A 20,121-nucleotide genomic window follows, 5' to 3' on the forward strand; every position below is an offset into this window, starting at 1 on the left:
CCGCCGCGCGGAAAGGACGCCCATGACCACGCCCCTGCCCGACATCCGTCCCCGACGCACCCGCGCGACTCCCGCCTGGCGGCGCCTGGTCGCCCAGACGCGGTTGCACGCGCGCGAGCTCGTCCTGCCGATGTTCGTCCGCGAGGGCGTGAGCGAGCCCGTCCCGATCTCCTCGATGCCCGGAGTCGTCCAGCACACGACCGACTCGTTCAAACGAGCCCTGCATGATGCCGCGGATGCCGGCATCGGCGGCGTGATGCTGTTCGGAGTCCCCGCGCACAAGGACGCCACCGGCTCCGGAGCGGATGACCCGGACGGCATCCTGAACGTCGCCACGCGGATCGCCGCCGCCGAGGTCGGCGGTGACCTCGTGGTGCAGACCGATCTGTGCCTGGACGAGTTCACCGATCACGGCCACTGCGGCGTGCTCGACGGAGCCGGCCGTGTCGACAACGACGCGAGCCTGGAGCGGTACCGCGCGATGGCGCTCGCGCAGGCGTCCGCCGGCTCGGCGCTGCTCGGCTTGTCCGGGATGATGGACGGTCAGGTGCGCGCGGTCCGCGACGTCCTCGACGCCCACGGCCACCACGACACCGCGATCCTCGGCTACGCCGCGAAGTACGCCTCTGCGCTGTACGGGCCGTTCCGCGAGGCGGTGCAGTCCTCCCTCGAAGGCGACCGCCGCACGTACCAGCTCGACCCCGCGAATGCGCGGGAAGGGGAGCGCGAGGCCGCGATCGATGTCGCCGAGGGTGCGGATGTCGTCATGGTCAAGCCCGCCTCGCTGTACCTGGACGTGCTGTCCCGCGTGGCCGCGGCATCCCCGGTCCCGGTGTGGGCCTATCAGGTCAGCGGCGAGTACTCCATGATCGAAGCGGCCGCGGCGAACGGCTGGATCGACCGCGAGCGGGCGGTGCTCGAATCGCTCGTCTCCATCCGGCGAGCCGGCGCCGACGGCATCCTCACCTACTGGGCCGTCGAGGCGGCGCACCTTCTCCAGGACGGAGCCGGAGCATGACGAATCAGACAGAGTTCGCGCGCGCGCAGGCGGTGATCCCGGGCGGGGTGAACTCGCCCGTCCGTGCCTACCGGTCCGTCGGCGGCACTCCGCGGTTCCTCGTCTCAGCCCGCGGGCCGTACGTGACGGATGTCGAGGGTCGCGAATACGTCGACCTCGTGTGCTCGTGGGGTCCCGCCCTGCTCGGCCACGCGCACCCCGACGTCGTGGCGGCCGTGCAGCGCGCCGCCGCACACGGGCTGTCGTTCGGGGCGACCACGCCCGGAGAGGCGCAGCTCGCGGAGCTGCTGCGGGAGCGGACGACCGTGAGCTCGACCCGCATGTTCGAGCGGGTGCGCCTGGTCTCCACCGGGACCGAGGCGACGATGACGGCGGTCCGTCTCGCGCGCGGCGCCACCGGCCGAGACCTCGTCATCAAGTTCGCCGGCCACTACCACGGGCACTCGGACGGGCTGCTCGCCGAGTCGGGTTCGGGCGTGGCCACCCTCGGTCTGCCGGGGTCGGCCGGCGTCCCCGCCGACGTGGCCGCCCTCACGATCGTCCTGCCGTACAACGACCTCGGAGCGCTCGAGGCCACGTTTGCGGCGCACCCCGGTCGCATCGCCGCGGTGATCACGGAGGCCGCGGGTGCGAACGCGGGCGTGCTCGTGCCCGGACCCCGGTTCAACCGGCACCTGGCGGACCTGACGCGACGCGAGGGCGCACTGCTCATCCTGGACGAAGTGCTCACCGGCTTCCGCGTCGATCCGGCCGGATGGTGGGGCCTGGAGGCGCGGAGCGCGGACGAAGAGCCGTGGACACCGGACCTCGTGACGTTCGGCAAGATCGTCGGCGGCGGGCTGCCGCTCGCGGCGGTCGCCGGACGTGCCGAGATCATGGAACTCCTCGCACCGCTCGGCCCCGTCTACCAGGCCGGGACGCTGAGCGGCAATCCGCTCGCCGTCGCGGCCGGCCATGCCACGCTGCGCGCCGCCGACGACGGCGTGTACGCGCGTATCGACCACTCCGCGGCGGTGCTCTCCGGTGCCGTCGAGGATGCGTTCGCCGCCCAGGGGCTCCCGGTGACCGTGTCCCGTGCCGGCAACCTGTTCTCCCTCGCGTTCCGCGACGGAGAGGTCCGCGACTACGACGATGCGAAGGACCAGGAGGCCTGGCGCTACCGGGCGTTCTTCACCTCGATGCTCGAGTCCGGCATCAGCCTGCCGCCGAGCGTGTTCGAAGCGTGGTTCCTGTCGGCCTCGCACACCGACCGCGAGCTGGACCGCATCATCACCGCCCTCCCCGCCGCGGTGCGGGCCGCTGTCGAGGCTCCGCGCCCCGACGCGGCAGGATAGAGGGCATGCCCGAGATCGACGCGCCGCACACCTCCGAACCGAAGGGCGCGAAGTACATCCTCACGTGCCTGGGCATCGGACTCCTCGCGGGTCTCATGTCGGGGCTGTTCGGTGTCGGCGGCGGGACGGTGATCGTCCCGCTCCTCGTGCTGATCCTCGCCTACAACCAGCGGCTCGCGGCGGGCACGTCTCTCGCCGCGATCGTCCCGACCGCGACGGTCGGCGTGATCGCGTACGCGCTGAACGGGTCGGTCGCCTGGATCCCCGCACTGATCCTCGCCGCCGGCGCGGTCGTCGGCGCCCAGATCGGCACGTGGCTCCTGCCGCGGGTGTCCCTGTTCGCGCTGCGCTGGGCATTCATCGCGTTCCTGCTGGGCGTGATCGTCAGCCTGTTCCTGGTGATCCCCTCGCGGGATGCCGGGCTGCCGCTGACCGTGTGGTCGATCATCGGACTCGTCGTGCTGGGTCTGATCACCGGGACGATCGCGGGACTGATCGGCGTCGGCGGCGGGATCATCGTCGTCCCCGCCCTCATGCTGCTCTTCGGCACGAGCGACCTGATCGCGAAGGGCACGTCGCTGCTCATGATGATCCCGACCGCGATCTCGGGCACGATCGGCAACATCCGCCGCGCGAACGTCGATCTGAAGGCCGCCGCCCTCATCGGTGTCGCAGCGTGCACCACGACCGCGCTCGGAGCCTGGATCGCGACGCTCGTCGATCCGTTCTGGGGCAACGTCCTGTTCGCCGCGTTCCTCGTCTTCATCGCCACCCAGATGGCGGTGCGCACGATCCGGTCCCGGAAGGCCTGAGCCGCGGCGGTCGCGGGGCCGCTCGGTAGACTTGTCCGGTGCCAGTGAATCCCGAGCTCGTCGGGCGGGTCTTCCCGCCGACCGCCCCGTATCTCGTCGGTCGTGAGAAAGTGCGGGACTTCGCCCGTGCGGTCTTCGCCGACGACCCGCAGCACGTCGACCCGGCGGCCGCGGAGGCGCTCGGGTACGCCGACGTCGTCGCACCGCCGACGTTCGCGATGGTGATCCAGGACCAGACCCTCCAGCAGCTGCTCGCCGAGCCCGACTCCGGCATCGTGCTGCAGAACGTCCTGCACGCCGAGCAGCGCTTCCGCTACACCCGCCCGATCGTCGCGGGCGACGAACTGACCGGCACGCTGTCGGTGACCGGCATCCGCGCGATCGGCGGCAACGCCATGGTCACGAGCGAGGCGGAGATCACCGACGCCGCGGGTGCGCACGTCGTCACCGCCACGTCGGTGCTCCTGGTCGGGGAGGGCGAGAAGTGAGCGCCGCCGCCGTCGGAGACGTCGTCGCCGAGCGCAGCGTCCACCTCACGCGTGAGTCCCTCGTCCGCTACGCCGGCGCCTCAGGTGACTTCAACCCGATCCACTACCGAGACGACGTGGCGGCATCCGTCGGTCTTCCCGGCGTGCTCGCACACGGCATGCTCACGATGGGCCTCGCCGTCGAGACGCTCGTGCCGTGGCTCGGCGACTCCGGACGCATCCTCGAGTACGGCGTGCGCTTCACGCGTCCCGTCGTCGTGGACCCCGAGACCGGCGCCGAGCTGCGCATCGTCGCGAAGGTCGGCGCGGTGCAGGACGACGAGCTGCGCATCGACCTCACCGTCACCCACGCCGACACCACCGTCCTCGGCAAGGCGCAGGTGCGGGTGCGGTCCGTCTAGCCGATGCCCGAGATCGACCCGATACCGCTCTCGCAGCTGACGACGCTCCGCACCGGAGCCGCGCCGGCGCGCATGGTCGACGCGCTCACCGTGGACGAGCTCATCGGCGTGCTCCGCGAGGCCTGGGTCGACGGCGAGCCGCTGCTCGTCCTCGGCGGCGGCTCCAACCTGTTCGTCGGTGACGAGCCGTTCGAGGGGACCGTCGTGCGCGTCCTCACGAAGGGCATCGAGCGGTTGCCGTCACCCCGGTCCGGCTTCGTACGGCTGCGGGTGCAGGCCGGTCACGACTGGGACGACCTCGTCGCCCACGCCGTCGCCGAAGGGCTCGCCGGCATCGAGGCGATGGCCGGGATCCCCGGGACCGTCGGCGCGGCCCCCGTGCAGAACATCGGCGCCTACGGCCAGGAGATCGTCCAGACCCTCGCCGAGGTCGAGCTCATCGACGAGGCGACCGGCGATGTCGCGACGGTGCCCGCGTCCGAGCTCGGGCTGGGGTTCCGCACGTCGGTGTTCAAGCAGCACTACGGTTCGGTCGCCCAGCGCCCGGCCGTGATCCTGTCCGTCACGCTCGAGCTCGCCGACGTCGGGCACGGGGAGCGGCCGGTCGCGGGAGAACAGCTGCGCGCCGCCCTCGGACTCGCCCCCGAGGACACCGTGTCGCTCGCGTGGGTGCGGGAGCACGTCCTCGAGACCCGACGCCGCAAGGGCATGGTGCTCGACGCGTCCGACCCCGACACGTACAGCGCGGGGTCGTTCTTCCAGAACGCGATCGTGTCGGCATCCTTCGCCCGCACGCTGCCGCCGGAGTGCCCGCGCTGGCCGGTGACGCCCGACCTCGACCCGGTCCTGGTGATCCCGCTCGCCGCGTACGAGGGCTACGTGCCCCGCGCCGCGGCGCAGGAGTCGGACGTCAAGATCAGCGCGGCGTGGCTCATCGAGCACGCCGGGTTGCGCAAAGGCTTCAAGCTCCCGCGCTCGCGGGCCGCGCTGTCGAGCAAGCACGCGCTCGCGCTCACGAACCGGGGCGAGGGCACGGCGGAGGAGCTCGCGCAGCTTGCGCGATTCATCCAGGGCCGCGTGCAGGCCGAGTTCGGACTCATTCTGCAGCCGGAGCCGGTGCTCGTCGGCGTCGAGCTCTAGCCCCGCCGCGCTTCACGCGCGCTTCAGGTGCGCTTCAGCCCCGATGCGCCACGATGGGAGCATGCGACTCCTGGTGGTGGACGACGAGCCGCGCCTGGCGGAGGGCCTCAAGCGGGGACTGGAAGCCGAGGGTTTCGCCGTCGACGTCGCGCACACCGGCACCGACGGGCTGTGGCTCGCCCGCGAGCAGCAGTACGCGGCGATCCTGCTCGACATCATGCTGCCCGGCATGAACGGCTACGTGGTGTGCCGCACCCTGCGCGACGAGGAGAACTGGACGCCGGTCCTGATGCTGACCGCGAAGGACGGCGAGTGGGACCAGGTCGAGGGCCTGGACACCGGCGCGGACGACTACCTCACCAAGCCGTTCTCGTTCGCGGTGCTCGTCGCCCGCGTCCGCGCGCTCATCCGGCGCGGTGCCGGCGCCCGCCCGGCGATCCTCCGCGTCGGCGACCTGGAGCTGGACCCCGCCGCGCGGACCGTGCGGCGCAGCGAGACCCCGATCGAGCTGACGACGCGCGAGTTCTCGGTGCTCGAGTTCCTCGTGCGCCGCGCGGGTGAGGTCGTGCCGAAGGCCGACATCCTCGGCGGCGTCTGGGACTTCGCCTTCGAGGGCGACCCGAACATCGTCGAGGTGTACATCGGGCACTTGCGGAGCAAGATCGACCGGCCGTTCGGCCGCGAGAGCATCCGGACCGTGCGCGGGGCCGGCTACCGGATCGACGCGGATGGCTGAGCGGCCGCGGGGCGGGCCGGGCATCCGCGTCCGCATCACCGCGGTGGCGGCATCCGTCGTCCTCCTCGCGCTCGCGCTCGGCGCCGTCGGCTTCTGGTTCACCCTGCGCGGCGCGCTGTACGGTCAGCTCGACTCCGCCGCGCAGCAGGATGCCGCGGCGTTCGCGGAGCAGGTGGACGCCTCCGGCCCGGAATCGCTCCCCGACATCGACGACGACCGGTTCTGGCAGCTGATCGACCGGGACAGCGGCGCGGTGGTCGCCGCGAGCGACGCCGCCGAGGACGTCGGAGCGCTCGCCGACCGCGAGGGGTCCGCGCCATCGCTCATCCGGCTCGATCCGGGGGATCCGCCGTTCGTCGCGGCGGTCGAACGCGAGGGCGGCGACTGGATCGTCGTCGCGGGACGCAGCACGGAAGAGGTGGATGTCACCCTCACCACGGTCGGCGTGCTCCTGGCGGTCTCGGTCCCGGTCGTCACGGCGATCGTCGCGCTCACGACGTGGTTCGCGGTCGGTCGTTCGCTCGCCCCGGTCGAGCGGATGCGGCGCCAGGTCGAGACGCTCTCGGCGAGCGATCTGTCGGCACGGGTGGACGAACCGGCCACGAACGACGAGATCGGCCGCCTCGCCCACACGATGAACGGCATGTTGAGCCGGCTCGACGAATCGCAGGTCGCGCAGCGACGGTTCGTCTCGGATGCGTCGCACGAGCTCAAGTCGCCGCTGGCGTCGCTGCGTCAGTTCGCGGAGGTGGCCCGTGCGCACCCCGACCGCATCAGCGCGGCGGAGCTGAGCGACGCCGTGCTCGACGAGGGTGGGCGGCTCGAGCGGCTCGTCCAGGGGATGCTGGTCCTCACGCGGGCGGACGAGGGAGGACTCGCCCTCCACCCGGGGGACGTCGACCTCGACGACATCCTTCTGGCGGAGGCGGCCCGGCTGCGCGCGCTCGGGGGCGTGACGGTCGATGTCCGCGGCGTGCAGCCGGCGCGCGTGCGCGGGGACGCGGCGCTGCTCCGGCAGGTGGTCCGGAACCTCGCCGACAACGCGGCCCGGCACGCTCGATCCGATGTCGTGTTCACCGCAGAGCCTGCCGGCGGTGGCGCGGTGCTCACGGTGGAGGACGACGGTGCGGGCGTCGCCGCGTCCGAACGGAGTCGGATCTTCGAGCGCTTCGTGCGGCTCGACGACGCCCGCGCGCGCGACGCCGGCGGCAGCGGGCTGGGGCTCGCGATCGTACGCGAGATCGTGCGCGCCCACGGGGGAGACGTGCGCGTGGATGCCGGCCGCTCAGGCGGCGCGCTGTTCGTCGTGACCCTGCCCGGCTGACCGTTTTCCGCGCTTCAGGTTGGCTTCAGGGGCCGCGCGGGATCGTGGAGTCCTACCCAGGAGGACACCATGCGCAAACCCATCATCTGGATCGCCGGCACCGCCGGAGCGATCGCCCTCATCGGCGCCGGCACGGCCGTCGCGTTCGCGACCGGCACCGCCGAGCTCCCGTTCGACGCCGACGACGTCGCTGTGACGCAGACCGACGACCGGCTCGCGTCCGGCGCGCCGTCGGACATCGAGGGCGCGATCGCGGCGGCGCTGAAGGAAGCCGGACCCGGTGTCGTGATCGACGCCGACATCGACGACAACGCGGCCTACGCCTACGAGATCGACGTGCGTCAGAACAGCGGTGGCATCGTCGAGGTCAAGCTCGACGAGAACCTGAAGGTCGTCTCGGCGCAGCCCGATGACCGGGGTGCGGCATCCGGCTCGGACGACGGCGTCCCGGACGCCGCGGACGCGAAGAAGGCATCGGATGCCGCGCTCGCGCACGTCGGATCGGGAACGGTCACGAGCGTCGAGCTGAGCGATGACGCCGACCACGTCTACGAGGTCGAGATCGACCTCGGCGACGGCAAGGACGTCGACGTGGAGCTCGACGGCGCTTTTACGGTGGTGAAAGCGGACTGATCCGCCGGTTCTCGGTTCCCGACGACGGGCTCGTCCTGACGGACGAGCCCGTCGTACGTCGTGCGGTGATCAGGGTGCAGATTCGCCGCCGCAGCGGCGAATTCGATGAGCAAGCGGCGCAGTCCCATGACGGCTCCTTCGTGAGTGGGTTCACAAAGGCGACGCGCCGCAGGCGCCCCGGTCGACATCCCTGCCCGATCTCTCTCTCGCGAGGTGGTGGGTTTCCCCGCGAGATGGTGGGTTTCCCCGCGAGGTGGTGGGTTTCCCCGCGAGGTGGTGGGTTTCCCCGCGAGGTGGTGGGTTTCCCCGCGAGGTGGTGGGCACCATCTCGGGGGAGGAGGCACCATCTCGGGGGTCGGGGACTCCGGCTCCGCGCGCTCGGATCAGGCGAAGAGCTCCTGCAGGCGCCGCACGCCCTCGAGCAGCTGCTCGTCGCCGAGGGCGTACGAGAGCCGCAGGTATCCGGACGGACCGAACGCCTCGCCGGGGACCACCGCGACCTCGACCTCCTCGAGGATCAGATCGGCCAGCTCGAGCGAGGTGGTCGGCGTCTTGCCGCGCCACGTGCGCCCGAGCAGACCCTGCACGTCGGGGTACACGTAGAACGCGCCGAGCGGGTTCGGGACCGTGACACCCGAGATCTTCGCGAGCTCGCCCACGATGAGCTGACGGCGCCGGTCGAACGCGACGCGGAACTCCTCCGCCTCGGTCTGCGGTCCGGTCAGGGCGGCGAGGGCCGCGCGCTGGGCGATGTTGTTCACGTTGCTGGACAAGTGCGACTGCAGGTTCGCGGCGAGCTTGATCGCGTCTTTGGGTCCGACCATCCAGCCCACGCGCCAGCCGGTCATCGCGTAGGTCTTCGCGACGCCGTTCACCAGGATCGTCTGGGCAGCGGCATCCGGCACCGCCTCGACGATCGAGACGGCGCGCGCGCCTTCGTAGACGAGGTTCTGGTAGATCTCGTCCGAGATGATCCAGATGCCGTGCTCGACGGCCCACTCGCCGATCGCGGCGGTCTCCTCCGGCGTGTACACCGAGCCGGTCGGGTTGGAGGGGGAGACGAACACGAGCGCGGTCGTGCGAGGGGTGCGGGCGGCCTCGAGCTGGTCGACGGTGACCTTGTAGTCCTGGTCGGCGCCGGCGAAGACCTCGACGGGGACGCCGTCGGCCAGAGCGATCGCCTCGGGGTAGGTCGTCCAGTACGGCGCGGGCAGCAGCACCTCGTCACCCGGGTTCACCACGGCCTGGAACGCCTGGTACACGGACTGCTTGCCGCCGTTCGTGACGATGACCTGGCTCGGGTCGACCTCCAGGCCCGAGTCGCGCAGCGTCTTCGCCGCGATCGCCTCGCGCAGCACCGGAAGGCCGACGGCGGGCGTGTAGCGGAAGTTCGCCGGGTCGCGCAGGGCCTCGGCAGCGGCATCCACGATGAACTGCGGCGTCGCGAAATCGGGCTCGCCGGCGGCGTAGCTGATCACGGGCCGGCCGGCGGCTTGCAGGGCCTTGGCCTTCGCGTCGACCTTGAGGGTCGCCGACTCGGCGATGGCGGAGAGCTTGCGGGAGAGTGGGGCGCGTTCTGTCACGCTTCGAGCGTAGTCCGCGCCCTCACCTCCCGTGAGACGACATCTGCGCGTCGAAACGGTGGGCAAGCCCCACGGTCTCGACGCGCAGATGTCGTCTCAGCGATAGAGGGCGCTGGTCACAGATCCAGCGGCCAGGCGGGGCGGAGCTCGATGATCCCGCCGGTGGCCATCGGATGCCGCGACGCGAGCTCGATCGCCTCCTCCAGGCTGTCGCACTCGAGCACGTCGAAACCCGCGATCCACTCGTGGGTCTCTGCGAACGGACCGTCGGTGACGTGGATGGAGCCGTTGCGGCGGCGGATGGTCTTCGCGTCCGCGGGCGGGCGCAAGCGGTCTCCCTCGACGGCCTTGCCCGCGCCGTACGTCTCATCGACCCACTGCTCGATCGAGACAGGTCCTTCTTCCGTGCTCTCCAGGCTGGGGTCGACGACGACGAGCATCAGGAACTTCATGGGGTGGTCCTTTCGTGAGGGTCACTCTCGGAGCGACGTTACGTGAGGACGACGTGCGCGGCATCCGTCGATCGACAACCGCGTCGAAAAGAATCAGGTCGCCGGAACGGCCTTCAGCAGGTCGCGCGCGGCCAGCCCGATGATCGCGCTGTAGGTCGGATAGGCGAACTTGACGCGCGCGAGGGTCGCGACGTCGATTCCGGCGGCCATCGCGGTCGTGACCGACTGGATGACCTCGACCGCGTTCTCGCCGACGGCGTGCGCGCCCAGGATGAGTTCGCGACGGTTGTCGGCGATGAGCTTGAGGAATCCGATGCCGCGGTCGTCGATCACGGCGCGCTCGAGGTCGGCGTAGCGCGCGACAGCGACGACGCAGTGCGGATCCCTCTCGCGCGCCTGCTCCTCCGTCAGTCCCACGCCGGCGTAGTCCGGATCGGTGAAGCCGCCGGCGGGGAGCAGGTGATGCGGGGTCCGGCGATTGGCGCCGAGCACCGCGGTCTCGGCGGCCGCCTCGCCCTCGAACTGCGCGGCCTGCACGAGCATGTCCTTGCCGTTCGCATCACCCACCGCGAAGATGTGCGACGCGGACGAATGGAAGTAGTCGTCGACCGGGATCGCCGAGCGCTGCACGTCGACTCCCGCGTTCTCCAGACCCAGGTCTTCGACGTCGGCGGGCCACCCCGTCGCCATCACGACCGCGTCGAAGACCTCGACATTCTCGCGGTCCGCGTCCGTCCAGGTCAGGGCGATGCGCTCGCCGTCGACCTTTTCGAGCTTCTGCACGCCGGTGATCCCGGTGTGCACCGCCATGCCCTGTGCGCGGAATGCGTCCGTGACGACCGCCGAGATCTCGGCATCCGAGGCCATGAGCACGCGCGGCGCAAGATCGAGGATCGTCACGTGCGAACCCAGCGAATCGAAGACCGTGGCCAGCTGCATCCCCGTGTTGCCCGCGCCGATGATCGCGACCCGGCCGGGGAGTCGCGGGAGGTCGAGCACGTGCTCGGGCACGGTCGCGAGCTCCGCGCCGGGGATCGGGAGACGGCGCGAGTGCCCGCCGACGCACACCAGGATGCTCGATGCGCTCACTCGGCGCCCGGAGTCCAGCACCAGGGTGTGCGAGCTCTCGAACCGCGCGCGTCCCTCCTGCCGCAACACGATGCCGGCGTCGGCGAACCGGGCCGGCTCGCGCTTGATCGCCCGCACGCCGTCCACGCGCTCCCGCACGCGCGCGACGGTGCCGGGCCAGTCGACGGTGGCGTCCCCGATCTGGATGCCGTACGCATCGGCCGCGCGGATCTCCCGCATGAGCCGGGCGGCCTTGGCCAGCACGCGGGTCGGGACGCATCCGGTGTTCACGCATGTGCCGCCGGTGCGTTCGGTCGCCTCGAGTACGACCACCCGCGCACCGAGCTCGGCGGCGCGGAGCGCCGCCGCAGTTCCCGCGGGACCGGCACCGATGACGGCGACGTCGTAGTGCTCCGCCGAGGCGCCGGGTGCGGCATCCGTCGGGGTGTCGTGCAGGCTCATGCGCATCCTCCCGCCCGGGGCGGTCGGTGCGCCCCCGGGCGTTCTCATGATCCCATCGCCCCGGCCGGCCGGGGCCGGTTCCGCGGAGGTCAGGCTGCCGTCGGCGGCGGCTCCTGTCGGACGAGTCGTGCCACCTCCGCACGCGAGCGGACACCCCACCGCGCGAACACCGCTGCCACGTGCTTCTCCACCGTCGGGACGCCGATGCCGAGCTTCGCGGCGATGTGCTTGTTCGTCGCCCCGGTCGCGATCAGCTCGGCGACCGCGCGCTGACGGCGCGTGAGCGGGGGAAGGGACTTCGCCGCGGGCGGCGAGGGGTCGGCTGCCCCGATCGCCGAACGGGTGGGCACGCCGAGGGTCCGCAGGATGCGCGAGACGTGCACCCGCACGGTGGCCTCCGACACGAACATCGCGCGTGCGATCTGCGCGTTGGACAGCCCCCGCGCCAGCAGTGTCGCGACCTCCTGCTCGCGCGGTGAGAGCCCCGCCCACCCCGGTGTCGCCGGCGGGAGCCTGCGGCCGATGCGCCGCAGCTCACGTCCCGCGGCACGGCGGGCGGAGCGGTGTCCGGAGTCGAGCGCGCTGGCGGCCAGGTCGGTCAGAGCGCGGGCGGCGTCGCCGCTGCGATGTGCCGCGATGCGCGAGCGGGCGAGGAGGATCTCGGCTTCGATCGCCTCGACGCCGCGCTGCTGTCGCCGCGCATCCCGGGCGCTGCGTTCGGACACCGCGATCGCCGTGTCGAAGCTGCCGTCCAGCAGCGCGCGGTGAGAGGCCATGCGGTCCAGCGACGCAGTGGCCATCGGATGCCGGGCGAGGACCTGCGCGCGCTCGTGCCAGCGCGCGGCGCCGCGCGCGTCGCCTCGGGACGCGGCCTCGGCCACGAGCATCTCGAACCCCCAGGCGCGGTCGATGATGCGCAGATGCGACAGGTCCTCGTCTCCACCGGCGAGCACGATGAGCCGGGACGCGCGCCCGTGCTCGCCGATCGCGATCGCCGCGAACGCGGCGAGGACGCGGCATCCCCTCGTCACCGCATCGACGATCGGGACGTCGCTGCGCTCCACCTCGGCGATCAGCGCGCGGGTCCGCGCACGTTCGTCCGCGCTGCCGGCCACCAGGGCGGCGCACCCGCGCGCGAACAGCGTGGGCACGGCGCCGTCGGCCGCGGCGATGCCCGCGTCGGCGTGCACGCGCGCCTGGCTCACGTCCCCACGGAACATGCTCGCGCGCGCCTCGAGTGCGCAGATGAAGACGGCGAACGGATGCCGGACCACGCCGAACAGCTCCCCATCGGTGGCGCGCATCCGGGCCAGGAGCGGGGTCGCGAGATCCAGCCGGGCGCCGGCGAGGGCGCCCTCCGCGAGGAGCGCCCATACCGGGCGGGCAAGCGCGGCGGTGAGCGGTGCCGGATCGGCGAGAGCCGCGGACAGCGGGTCGTTCAGCGTCGCCGTGATCTCCAGGTCGGTGCAGCACGCCTTCGCGATACTCGCCGCCGCGCGCGCGAGAGCCCGGGCGTCGGGATCGCGGGCGTCCGCCACGGCGCGCGCCGCGCATCGGGCGGCGGCGTCGAAGTCGCTCAGCCAGACGAGCTCGAGGCTGTGCAGGGCGAGGAGGAAGGAATCGGGCGCGCCGTCGATGGCCGGGCGGATCGCCCCACCGCGCATCAGCCGCGCGAGGGTGTGGTCGAGCTCGGTCGGCCGATCCATGTGCTCACAGTAGCGACGGGTCCTCGCCGCGAATACGCCGAAACCCCCATGGATCGGCGGGCGTCGCGTCCCTAGCGTCGGGAGCAGCGGCCGGGGTGCCGCGGTGAGGAGGCACGGGGATGACGCGATCAGGTGGACTGCGGTGGCGGATGCTGGTCCTGGCGACCGCGGGAGTGCTCGCCGTCACGCTGTCCGGGTGCAGCCCGACAGCGCCCACCGACGAGGGTGCCGGGACGAGCGTGGAGGAGCCGGACGCGACCGCGGAGGACACGGGGGACGAGGTGGAGGATGCCGGCGATGACGGCTCGGGGGAGTTCGTGGTCGTCGCCGGCACCGGCCGGTACGCCGTGGGCACCGACATCCCGTTCGGCGGCTATCAGCTCAGCGGCGAGCCGGCGTCGCAGCCGGACGGCTGCACGTGGTCGATTCAGGATGCCGACGGGGCGGTGGCGTTCGAGAATCAGGGCTCGTACGCCTTCCTGACGGACATCCCCGAGGGCTCGGTGTTCGTGACGGACGGCTGCCCCGACTGGGAGCAGTTCGAGTAGCTGGCCGGTTCGACCGCGAAACCGCAACCGAGCGCCGAGACCTCGGGGATTCCCCTGAGTCTCGGCGCTCGGTTGCCGTCTCGCGGAACAGCCGCCGCGGCGGGCGGTGCTGTCGGAGGATCAGCCGAACTGGTTCATCGTGTTGTGCGCGCCGCCGGCCTTGAGCGCGGCATCCCCGGCGAAGTACTCCTTGTGGTTGTCGCCGATGTCGCTCCCGGCCATGTTCTGGTGCTTGACCGTCGCGATGCCCTCTCGGATCTCGCGGCGCTGCACGCCCTGCACGTAGGCGAGCATGCCCTCGTCGCCGAAGTAGCCCTTCGCCAGGTCATCCGTCGACAGCGCAGCCGTGTGGTACGTCGGCAGGGTGATCAGGTGGTGGAAGATCCCGGCACGCGCCGACCCGTCCTTCTGGAACGAGCGGATCTTCTCATCGGCGAGACGCGCGAGCTCCGTGCCGTCGTAGTCGACGTTCATCAGGTCGGACCGGTCGTATGCCGACACATCGGCGCCTTCGGCCACGAGCAGGTCGTACACCTGCTGACGGAAGTTGAGCGTCCAGTTGAACGACGGGCTGTTGTTGTAGACGAGCTTCGCGTTCGGGATCTCCTTGCGGATCTCGTCCATCATCCCGGCGATCTGCTCCACGTGCGGCTTCTCGGTCTCGATCCACAGCAGGTCGGCGCCGTTGCGGAGCGCGGTGACGCAGTCCAGGACGCAGCGCTCCTCGCCCGTGCCCGGACGGAACTGGTACAGGTTACTCGGCAGCCGCTTGGGGCGCACGAGCCGGCCGTCGCGCGTGAGGACGACGTCGCCCGTGCCCAGATCGGATGCCGAGATCTCCTCGACATCGAGGAACGCGTTGTACTGGTCGCCCAGGTCGCCCGGGGCGTGGCTGACGGCGAGCTTCTGCGTGAGCCCCGCGCCGAGCGAGTCGGTGCGGGCGACGATCACGCCGTTGTCGACGCCGAGCTCGAGGAACGCGTAGCGGACCGCGTTGAGCTTCGCGATGAAGTCGTCGTGCGGGACCGTGACCTTGCCGTCCTGGTGGCCGCACTGCTTCTCGTCGGAGACCTGGTTCTCGATCTGGATGGCGCACGCGCCGGCCTCGATCATCTTCTTGGCGAGCAGGTACGTCGCTTCGGGGTTGCCGAAACCGGCGTCGATGTCGGCGATGATCGGCACGACGTGGGTCTCGTACGTGTCGATCTGCGACTGGATGAACTCCGCCGCGGTCTCGTCCCCCGCCGCGCGCGCCGCGTCGAGCTTCGTGAAGAGCAGGTCGAGCTCCCGGGCATCCGCCTGGCGGAGGAACGTGTAGAGCTCCGCGATGAGTGCGGGCACCGCGGTCTTCTCGTGCATCGACTGATCGGGCAACGGCCCGAACTCCGAGCGGAGGGCCGCGACCATCCACCCCGACAGGTAGAGGTAGCGCTTGTTCGTGGACTTCAGGTGCTTCTTGATCGAGATGAGCTTCTGCTGTCCGATGAAGCCGTGCCAGACGCCGAGCGACTGGGTGTAGACGGACGAGTCGGCGTCGTACTCCGCCATGTCGCGGCGCATGATGTCGGCGGTGTACTGGGCGATCTCGAGGCCCGTGCGGAAGCGGTTCTGCGCCCGCATCCGCGCGACGGCCTCGGGGTCGATCGCATCCCAGCTCGCGCCGTTCTGCTGCTTCAGAGCCTGCGTGGCGGTGATGTCGTCCTGGTAGTGGGTCATGTCGTGTCCTTCGTGTGTGGCGGAAAGAGGGGTCAGTCGGTTTCGACCAGGAACTTCGCGTACGCGGTCAGCGTGAGGAACGTCGGGAACTCCTCGCGCAGCGCCACCTCGCGGAACACCTCGGCGGCGTCCTCGAACCGGTCCTCGTCACGGCGGTCGGCCTCGGTGAGCACGCGCGTGATCAGGCCCTCGATGTAGTCGCGGGTGATCAGGGTGCCGTCCTCGGTCGTACGGTCCTGGTGGATCCACTGCCACACCTGCGATCGCGAGATCTCGGCGGTGGCGGCATCCTCCATCAGGTTGTCGATCGCCACGGCGCCGAGCCCGCGCAGCCATGCCTCGATGTAGCGGATCGCCACCGACACGTTCGCGTACACGCCCTCCGCGGTCACCGGCCGGCCGATGTGCACGTCCAGCAGGTCGGCTGCCCGCACGTGCACGTCGTCGCGCTGGCGGTCAATCTGGTTCGGTCGGTCGCCGAGCACGGCGTCGAACTCGGCCATCGCCGTCGGGATCAGGTCGGGGTGGGCCACCCACGTGCCGTCGAAGCCGTCGCCGGCCTCGCGCTTCTTGTCCGCGGCCACCTTCTCGAATGCCCGCGCCGTCACCTCGGGGTCGCGGCGGTTCGGAATGAACGCGCTCATCCCGCCGATCGCGAAAGCGCCGCGCTTGTGGCACGTCTTCACGAGCAGTTCCGTGTACGCCCGCATGAACGGCACGGTCATCGTGACCTCGCTGCGGTCCGGCAGCACGAAGCGCGCGCCGCGGCCGCGGTAGTTCTTGATGATCGAGAAGATGTAGTCCCAGCGTCCGGCGTTCAGACCCGCGCAGTGGTCGCGCAGCTCGAACAGGATCTCCTCCATCTCGAACGCGGCCGGCAGCGTCTCGATCAGCACGGTCGCGCGGATCGTGCCGTGCGGGATGCCGACATAGCGCTCGCTGAACGTGAACACGTCGTCCCAGAGCTTGGCCTCTTCGCTGGACTCCAGCTTCGCGATGTAGAAGTACGGGCCGCGGCCGTTCGCGATCAGCTGCTCGGCGTTGTGGAAGAAGTAGAGCCCGAAGTCCACGAGCGAGCCGGATGCCGCCATCTCGCGGCCGGCCCGGTCGGTGAACCGCAGGTGGGCCTCGCTCAGGTGCCAGCCCCGGGGGCGCATCACGATCGTGGGCGTCCGCTCGGCGGTGACCTCGTAGGTCTTTCCGGCGTCGTTCGTGAACGACAGCTCGCCGCGGATCGCGTCGCGCAGCGACAGCTGCCCCTCGATCACGTTCTTCCACGTGGGGCTCGTGGCGTCCTCCTGGTCCGCCAGCCACACCCGCGCGCCGGAGTTCAGCGCGTTGATCGTCATCTTCGGGTCGGTGGGCCCGGTGATCTCCACGCGGCGGTCCTCCAGCCCAGGTCCGGCTCCGGCGACCCGCCATTCGGCGTCCTCGCGGATGTGCGCGGTGTCGTCACGGAAGCGCGGGTCGTGGCCGTTGCCGATCTCGAAGCGGCGCCGCATCCGATCGGCGAGACGGTCGTGACGGCGTCCGCCGAAACGCTGGTGCAGTTCGGCGACGAAGGCCAGCGCCTCCGGGGTGAGGATCTCGTCGTACCGCGGGGCGAGACGTCCGACGACCTGAACGGCCGGCGCCGGCGCCGTGGTGGGGGCGGTCAGTGTGGCGGTTGCAGGTGTCATGTCGATGTCCTTCTGTGAACGGATGAGCGGCGGTGGTGCCGCCCGTGAGTCCACTGTGGGGTGAAGTTCGGGGTCCGAACCGACGAATGCCGGTGTGAAGTTTCGAGGAAATTCGCCATTCGTGACAGAATCGCGACATGCAGACCTCGGGAACAGCGGATGCCGCCACGGAAGTCCTCGACGATGAAGAGGTGGATTCGCTCACGATCGGCCGCCGCATCCGGCAGCTGCGCACCGCGCGCGGCATGACGCTCGACGAGCTCGCGTCCGCGGTGGACCGCGTGCCGAGCCAGCTGTCGATGATCGAGAACGGTCGTCGCGAGCCGAAGCTCACGCTGCTGCGCTCGATCGCGCGCGCGCTGGATTCGACGCTGGATGCGCTGCTGGAATCCGAGCCGCTCGACGAGCGCGCCTCGATGGAGATCGCCCTGGAGCGGGCGATGAAGGGACAGACGTTCCAGGCGCTGGGGATCGCGCCGTTCCGGATCGGCAAGACCGTGCCCGACGACGCGCTGAAGGCCATGCTCGCGCTCCAGGGTGAGATCGAACGGCTGCGCGACGAGCGCGCGGCGACCCCGGAGGAGGCGCGGCGGGCCAACGTGGCGCTGCGCCGGCTGATGCGCACGCAGAACAACCACTTCCCGGAGCTGGAGAAGCAGGCGCTGGGCATCCTCGACGCTGTCGGGCACCCCGGCGGTCCGTTGACGCAGCGGACGGCATCCGACATCGCCGCCCATCTCGGCTTCACGCTGCACTACGTGTCCGACCTGCCGCAGACCACGCGCAGCGTCGCCGACATCAAGAACGGCCGGCTCTACCTCTCCAGCCGGCTCGCCTCGAAGGGCGACCCGCGCACCGCGGTGCTGCAGGCGCTGTCCAGCCGGATCCTCGGACACACCGAGCCCACGAGCTACGCGGAGTTCCTGCGGCAGCGCGTGGAGACGAACTACCTCACGGGAGCTCTCCTGATCCCCGAGGATCACGCGGTGCCGTTCCTCCAGGAGGCGAAGGGCCGCAAGGCCGTGTCGATCGAAGACCTGCGCGACGCGTACTCGGTGTCCTACGAGACCGCCGCCCACCGTTTCACGAACCTCGCCACGGTGCACCTCGGCATCCCGGTGCACTTCCTGAAGGTGCACGAGTCCGGCACGATCACGAAGGCCTACGAGAACGACGACGTGAACTTCCCGACCGACCGGCTCGGGTCGATCGAGGGGCAGATGTGCTGCCGCAAGTGGACGTCACGCGTCGTGTTCGACGAGGACGATCACTTCAATCCGTATTACCAGTACACCGACACCGGCAACGGCACGTACTGGTGCACCGCGCGCGTCGAGCTCTCCAGCGAAGGCGCGCACTCGGTGTCGGTCGGGGTGCGCTTCGACGACACGAAGTGGTTCCTCGGGCGGGACACCCCGAACCGCGGCGTCTCGAAGCACTCGGTCGAAGTCTGCTGCCGTCGCGCTCCCGCCGACCTCGAGGCCGTATGGCGGGACAATTCGTGGCCCAACGTGCGGACGCCGCGGACGCTGCTCGCGACGCTGCCGACCGGGTCGTTCCCCGGGGTGGACACCACGGACGTCTACGAGTTCCTGGAGGCGCACGCGCCGCGCTGAGTCGCGCCGTCGCCCACCGGGAACGGGTTCAGCGCCCGGCGATCAGATCGGCCGCGTGAGCGAAGGCCGACGTGCGCGAGGACGAGCCGCGGGACTCCGCCCGGTCGGCGGCGCGGTAGGCCGTGTAGATGCCGTGCACGGCGAGCCATCGGACGGGCTCGATCTCCCACCGCCGCGCGCGGTGACCGACCCACGGCAGTCGCGCGAGCTCGGTGTCGAGACCCAGGACGAGGTCGGCCAGCGTGCGCCCGGCGAGGTTCGTCGCGGTCACGCCGGTGCCGACGTAGCCCCCGGCCCAGCCGATTCCGGATGCCGCGTCCAGTCCGACCGAGGCCGCCCAGTCCCGCGGCACCCCGAGCACGCCCGCCCACGCGTGCGCGACGGGGATCTCGGCGGCGGTCGGGAAGAACGCGCGCAGAAGGGCGGTGAGCGAGCGGACGGTTCGCTCCTGCGTGCGGCCGTCGGCGTCGACGCGCGACCCGTAGCGGTAGGGCACACCGCGCCCGCCGAACGCGATGCGGTCATCCGCGGTGCGCTGCGCGTACATGTACACGTGCGCGAAGTCGCCCAGCACGTCGCGCCCGCCCCACCCGATCCGATCCCACGCCGCCGTCGGCAGCGGGTCGGTGATGATCATCGACGAGTTCATCGGCAGGACCGTGCGATGCTGACCCCGCAGATCGGGCGTGAATCCCTCGGTCGCACGCAGCACGAACGGCGCCCGGACCGTGCCGCGCGTGGTGATCGCCCGCCCGGGCGCGATCTCGGTCACACGAGTGTTCTCGTGGATCACGACTCCGCGCCGCTCGACGGCTGCGGCGAGACCTGCGGCGAGCTTCGCGGGGTGCACGCGCGCCGCGTGCGGGTGCCACAGCCCGCCGAGCGCGCGGTCGACGGCGATCCGGGTCGCCGTCGCGGCGGCATCCCACTCCTCGACGTCGGTGTGCGGCCACGCATGCTCCGCGACGGCCGCGGCGCGCAGGCGTGCGAGCTGCGCGGGCGTGCGGGCGACGTTGAGCTCGCCCCCCTTGACGACGTCGGCGTCGATGCCCTCCCGGCCGGCGACGGCGATCACCTCGTCGACGGTCTCGTTCAGCGCCCGCTGCTGGGCGATCGCCGCGGCGCGGCCGTGGCTGCGCGCGAAGCGCTCGCGCCCGCCCGTGACCGAGTTCGTGAGCCACCCTCCGTTGCGGCCGGAAGCGCCGAATCCGGCGAAGCGCTGTTCCAGCACGACGATGCGCAGATCCGGCTGCAACGACGCGAGATAGTACGCCGTCCACAGACCGGTGTACCCGGCGCCGACGATCGCGACGTCGGCGTCGGTGTCGCCGGGGAGCGGCGGGCGTGGTGCGGGCGCGCCGCCGAGCTCTCGCCACCACCACGAGGTCTCGCCGTTGCGCACCGC

Annotated in this window: 18 protein-coding genes; 11 read left to right on the forward strand and 7 right to left on the reverse strand. The window is 71.1% G+C overall.

What is annotated here, in order from left to right; translation table 11 throughout:
- Positions 1 to 22 precede the first annotated feature (22 nt).
- The 9 genes from hemB to AB0P18_RS11590 all read left to right on the forward strand — a co-directional run bounded on the left by hemB (position 23) and on the right by AB0P18_RS11590 (position 7,886).
- Positions 23 to 1,018 (forward strand): porphobilinogen synthase, encoded by a 996-nt coding sequence (hemB, locus tag AB0P18_RS11550; RefSeq protein WP_344055429.1) that lies wholly within the window; start codon positions 23 to 25, stop codon positions 1,016 to 1,018.
- A complete protein-coding gene (locus AB0P18_RS11555; protein WP_363360134.1) occupies positions 1,015 to 2,352 on the forward strand; it encodes a glutamate-1-semialdehyde 2,1-aminomutase in 1,338 nt (445 codons plus the stop codon). The genes hemB and AB0P18_RS11555 overlap by 4 nt, the downstream gene beginning before the upstream one ends.
- A gap of 5 nt (positions 2,353 to 2,357) precedes the next feature.
- Positions 2,358 to 3,164 (forward strand): sulfite exporter TauE/SafE family protein, encoded by an 807-nt coding sequence (locus AB0P18_RS11560; RefSeq protein WP_344055427.1) that lies wholly within the window; start codon positions 2,358 to 2,360, stop codon positions 3,162 to 3,164.
- A 38-nt stretch (positions 3,165 to 3,202) separates the two neighbouring features.
- Positions 3,203 to 3,652: a MaoC family dehydratase N-terminal domain-containing protein gene (locus AB0P18_RS11565; protein WP_363360136.1), complete on the forward strand. Its 450-nt coding sequence runs from the start codon at positions 3,203 to 3,205 to the stop codon at positions 3,650 to 3,652.
- On the forward strand, positions 3,649 to 4,053 hold the full coding sequence (locus tag AB0P18_RS11570; RefSeq protein WP_344055425.1) for a MaoC/PaaZ C-terminal domain-containing protein: 405 nt from the start codon (positions 3,649 to 3,651) through the stop codon (positions 4,051 to 4,053). The genes AB0P18_RS11565 and AB0P18_RS11570 overlap by 4 nt, the downstream gene beginning before the upstream one ends.
- A gap of 3 nt (positions 4,054 to 4,056) precedes the next feature.
- Entirely contained in the window at positions 4,057 to 5,193 is a 1,137-nt protein-coding gene (locus tag AB0P18_RS11575; RefSeq protein WP_363360137.1) for a UDP-N-acetylmuramate dehydrogenase, read from the forward strand.
- A 61-nt stretch (positions 5,194 to 5,254) separates the two neighbouring features.
- The gene (locus tag AB0P18_RS11580; protein ID WP_344055423.1) at positions 5,255 to 5,929 is read left to right on the forward strand and encodes a response regulator transcription factor; all 675 of its coding nucleotides are present in this window, start codon (positions 5,255 to 5,257) and stop codon (positions 5,927 to 5,929) included.
- Entirely contained in the window at positions 5,922 to 7,253 is a 1,332-nt protein-coding gene (locus AB0P18_RS11585) for a HAMP domain-containing sensor histidine kinase (RefSeq protein ID WP_363360138.1), read from the forward strand. The genes AB0P18_RS11580 and AB0P18_RS11585 overlap by 8 nt, the downstream gene beginning before the upstream one ends.
- A 69-nt stretch (positions 7,254 to 7,322) precedes the next feature.
- Positions 7,323 to 7,886 carry a PepSY domain-containing protein gene (locus tag AB0P18_RS11590; protein WP_363360139.1) on the forward strand — a complete coding sequence of 188 codons (564 nt, stop codon included), beginning with the start codon at positions 7,323 to 7,325 and terminating at the stop codon, positions 7,884 to 7,886.
- 383 nt (positions 7,887 to 8,269) lie between these two features.
- Here AB0P18_RS11590 and AB0P18_RS11595 read toward each other — a convergent pair whose 3' ends face one another.
- From AB0P18_RS11595 to AB0P18_RS11610, 4 genes are all read right to left on the reverse strand, one after another.
- Entirely contained in the window at positions 8,270 to 9,469 is a 1,200-nt protein-coding gene (locus AB0P18_RS11595; RefSeq protein ID WP_363360140.1) for a pyridoxal phosphate-dependent aminotransferase, read from the reverse strand.
- 116 nt (positions 9,470 to 9,585) lie between these two features.
- Positions 9,586 to 9,921: a YciI family protein gene (locus AB0P18_RS11600; protein ID WP_344055419.1), complete on the reverse strand. Its 336-nt coding sequence runs from the start codon at positions 9,919 to 9,921 to the stop codon at positions 9,586 to 9,588.
- Between the two features lie 93 nt (positions 9,922 to 10,014).
- On the reverse strand, positions 10,015 to 11,451 hold the full coding sequence (locus AB0P18_RS11605; RefSeq protein WP_363360141.1) for an NAD(P)/FAD-dependent oxidoreductase: 1,437 nt from the start codon (positions 11,449 to 11,451) through the stop codon (positions 10,015 to 10,017).
- An 89-nt stretch (positions 11,452 to 11,540) separates the two neighbouring features.
- A complete protein-coding gene (locus tag AB0P18_RS11610) occupies positions 11,541 to 13,157 on the reverse strand; it encodes a LuxR C-terminal-related transcriptional regulator (protein ID WP_363360142.1) in 1,617 nt (538 codons plus the stop codon).
- Positions 13,158 to 13,276: 119 nt separating this feature from the next.
- Here AB0P18_RS11610 and AB0P18_RS11615 point away from each other — a divergent pair, with 119 nt between their 5' ends.
- On the forward strand, positions 13,277 to 13,705 hold the full coding sequence (locus tag AB0P18_RS11615; protein ID WP_363360144.1) for a hypothetical protein: 429 nt from the start codon (positions 13,277 to 13,279) through the stop codon (positions 13,703 to 13,705).
- 120 nt (positions 13,706 to 13,825) lie between these two features.
- On the opposite strand, the gene AB0P18_RS11620 is transcribed toward AB0P18_RS11615, so the two are convergent.
- On the reverse strand, positions 13,826 to 15,421 hold the full coding sequence (locus AB0P18_RS11620; RefSeq protein ID WP_363360145.1) for an isocitrate lyase: 1,596 nt from the start codon (positions 15,419 to 15,421) through the stop codon (positions 13,826 to 13,828).
- A 32-nt stretch (positions 15,422 to 15,453) separates the two neighbouring features.
- A complete protein-coding gene (gene aceB, locus AB0P18_RS11625) occupies positions 15,454 to 17,100 on the reverse strand; it encodes a malate synthase A (protein ID WP_363360146.1) in 1,647 nt (548 codons plus the stop codon).
- Positions 17,101 to 17,237: 137 nt separating this feature from the next.
- Here aceB and AB0P18_RS11630 point away from each other — a divergent pair, with 137 nt between their 5' ends.
- Positions 17,238 to 18,716 (forward strand): helix-turn-helix domain-containing protein, encoded by a 1,479-nt coding sequence (locus tag AB0P18_RS11630; RefSeq protein ID WP_363360147.1) that lies wholly within the window; start codon positions 17,238 to 17,240, stop codon positions 18,714 to 18,716.
- 28 nt (positions 18,717 to 18,744) lie between these two features.
- Here AB0P18_RS11630 and AB0P18_RS11635 read toward each other — a convergent pair whose 3' ends face one another.
- The gene (locus tag AB0P18_RS11635) at positions 18,745 to 20,118 is read right to left on the reverse strand and encodes an FAD-binding oxidoreductase (protein ID WP_363360189.1); all 1,374 of its coding nucleotides are present in this window, start codon (positions 20,116 to 20,118) and stop codon (positions 18,745 to 18,747) included.
- Positions 20,119 to 20,121 lie beyond the last annotated feature (3 nt).

It is taken from the genome of Microbacterium sp. NPDC064584, from assembly GCF_040687315.1.
Taxonomy (GTDB): Bacteria; Actinomycetota; Actinomycetes; order Actinomycetales; family Microbacteriaceae; genus Microbacterium; species Microbacterium lacus.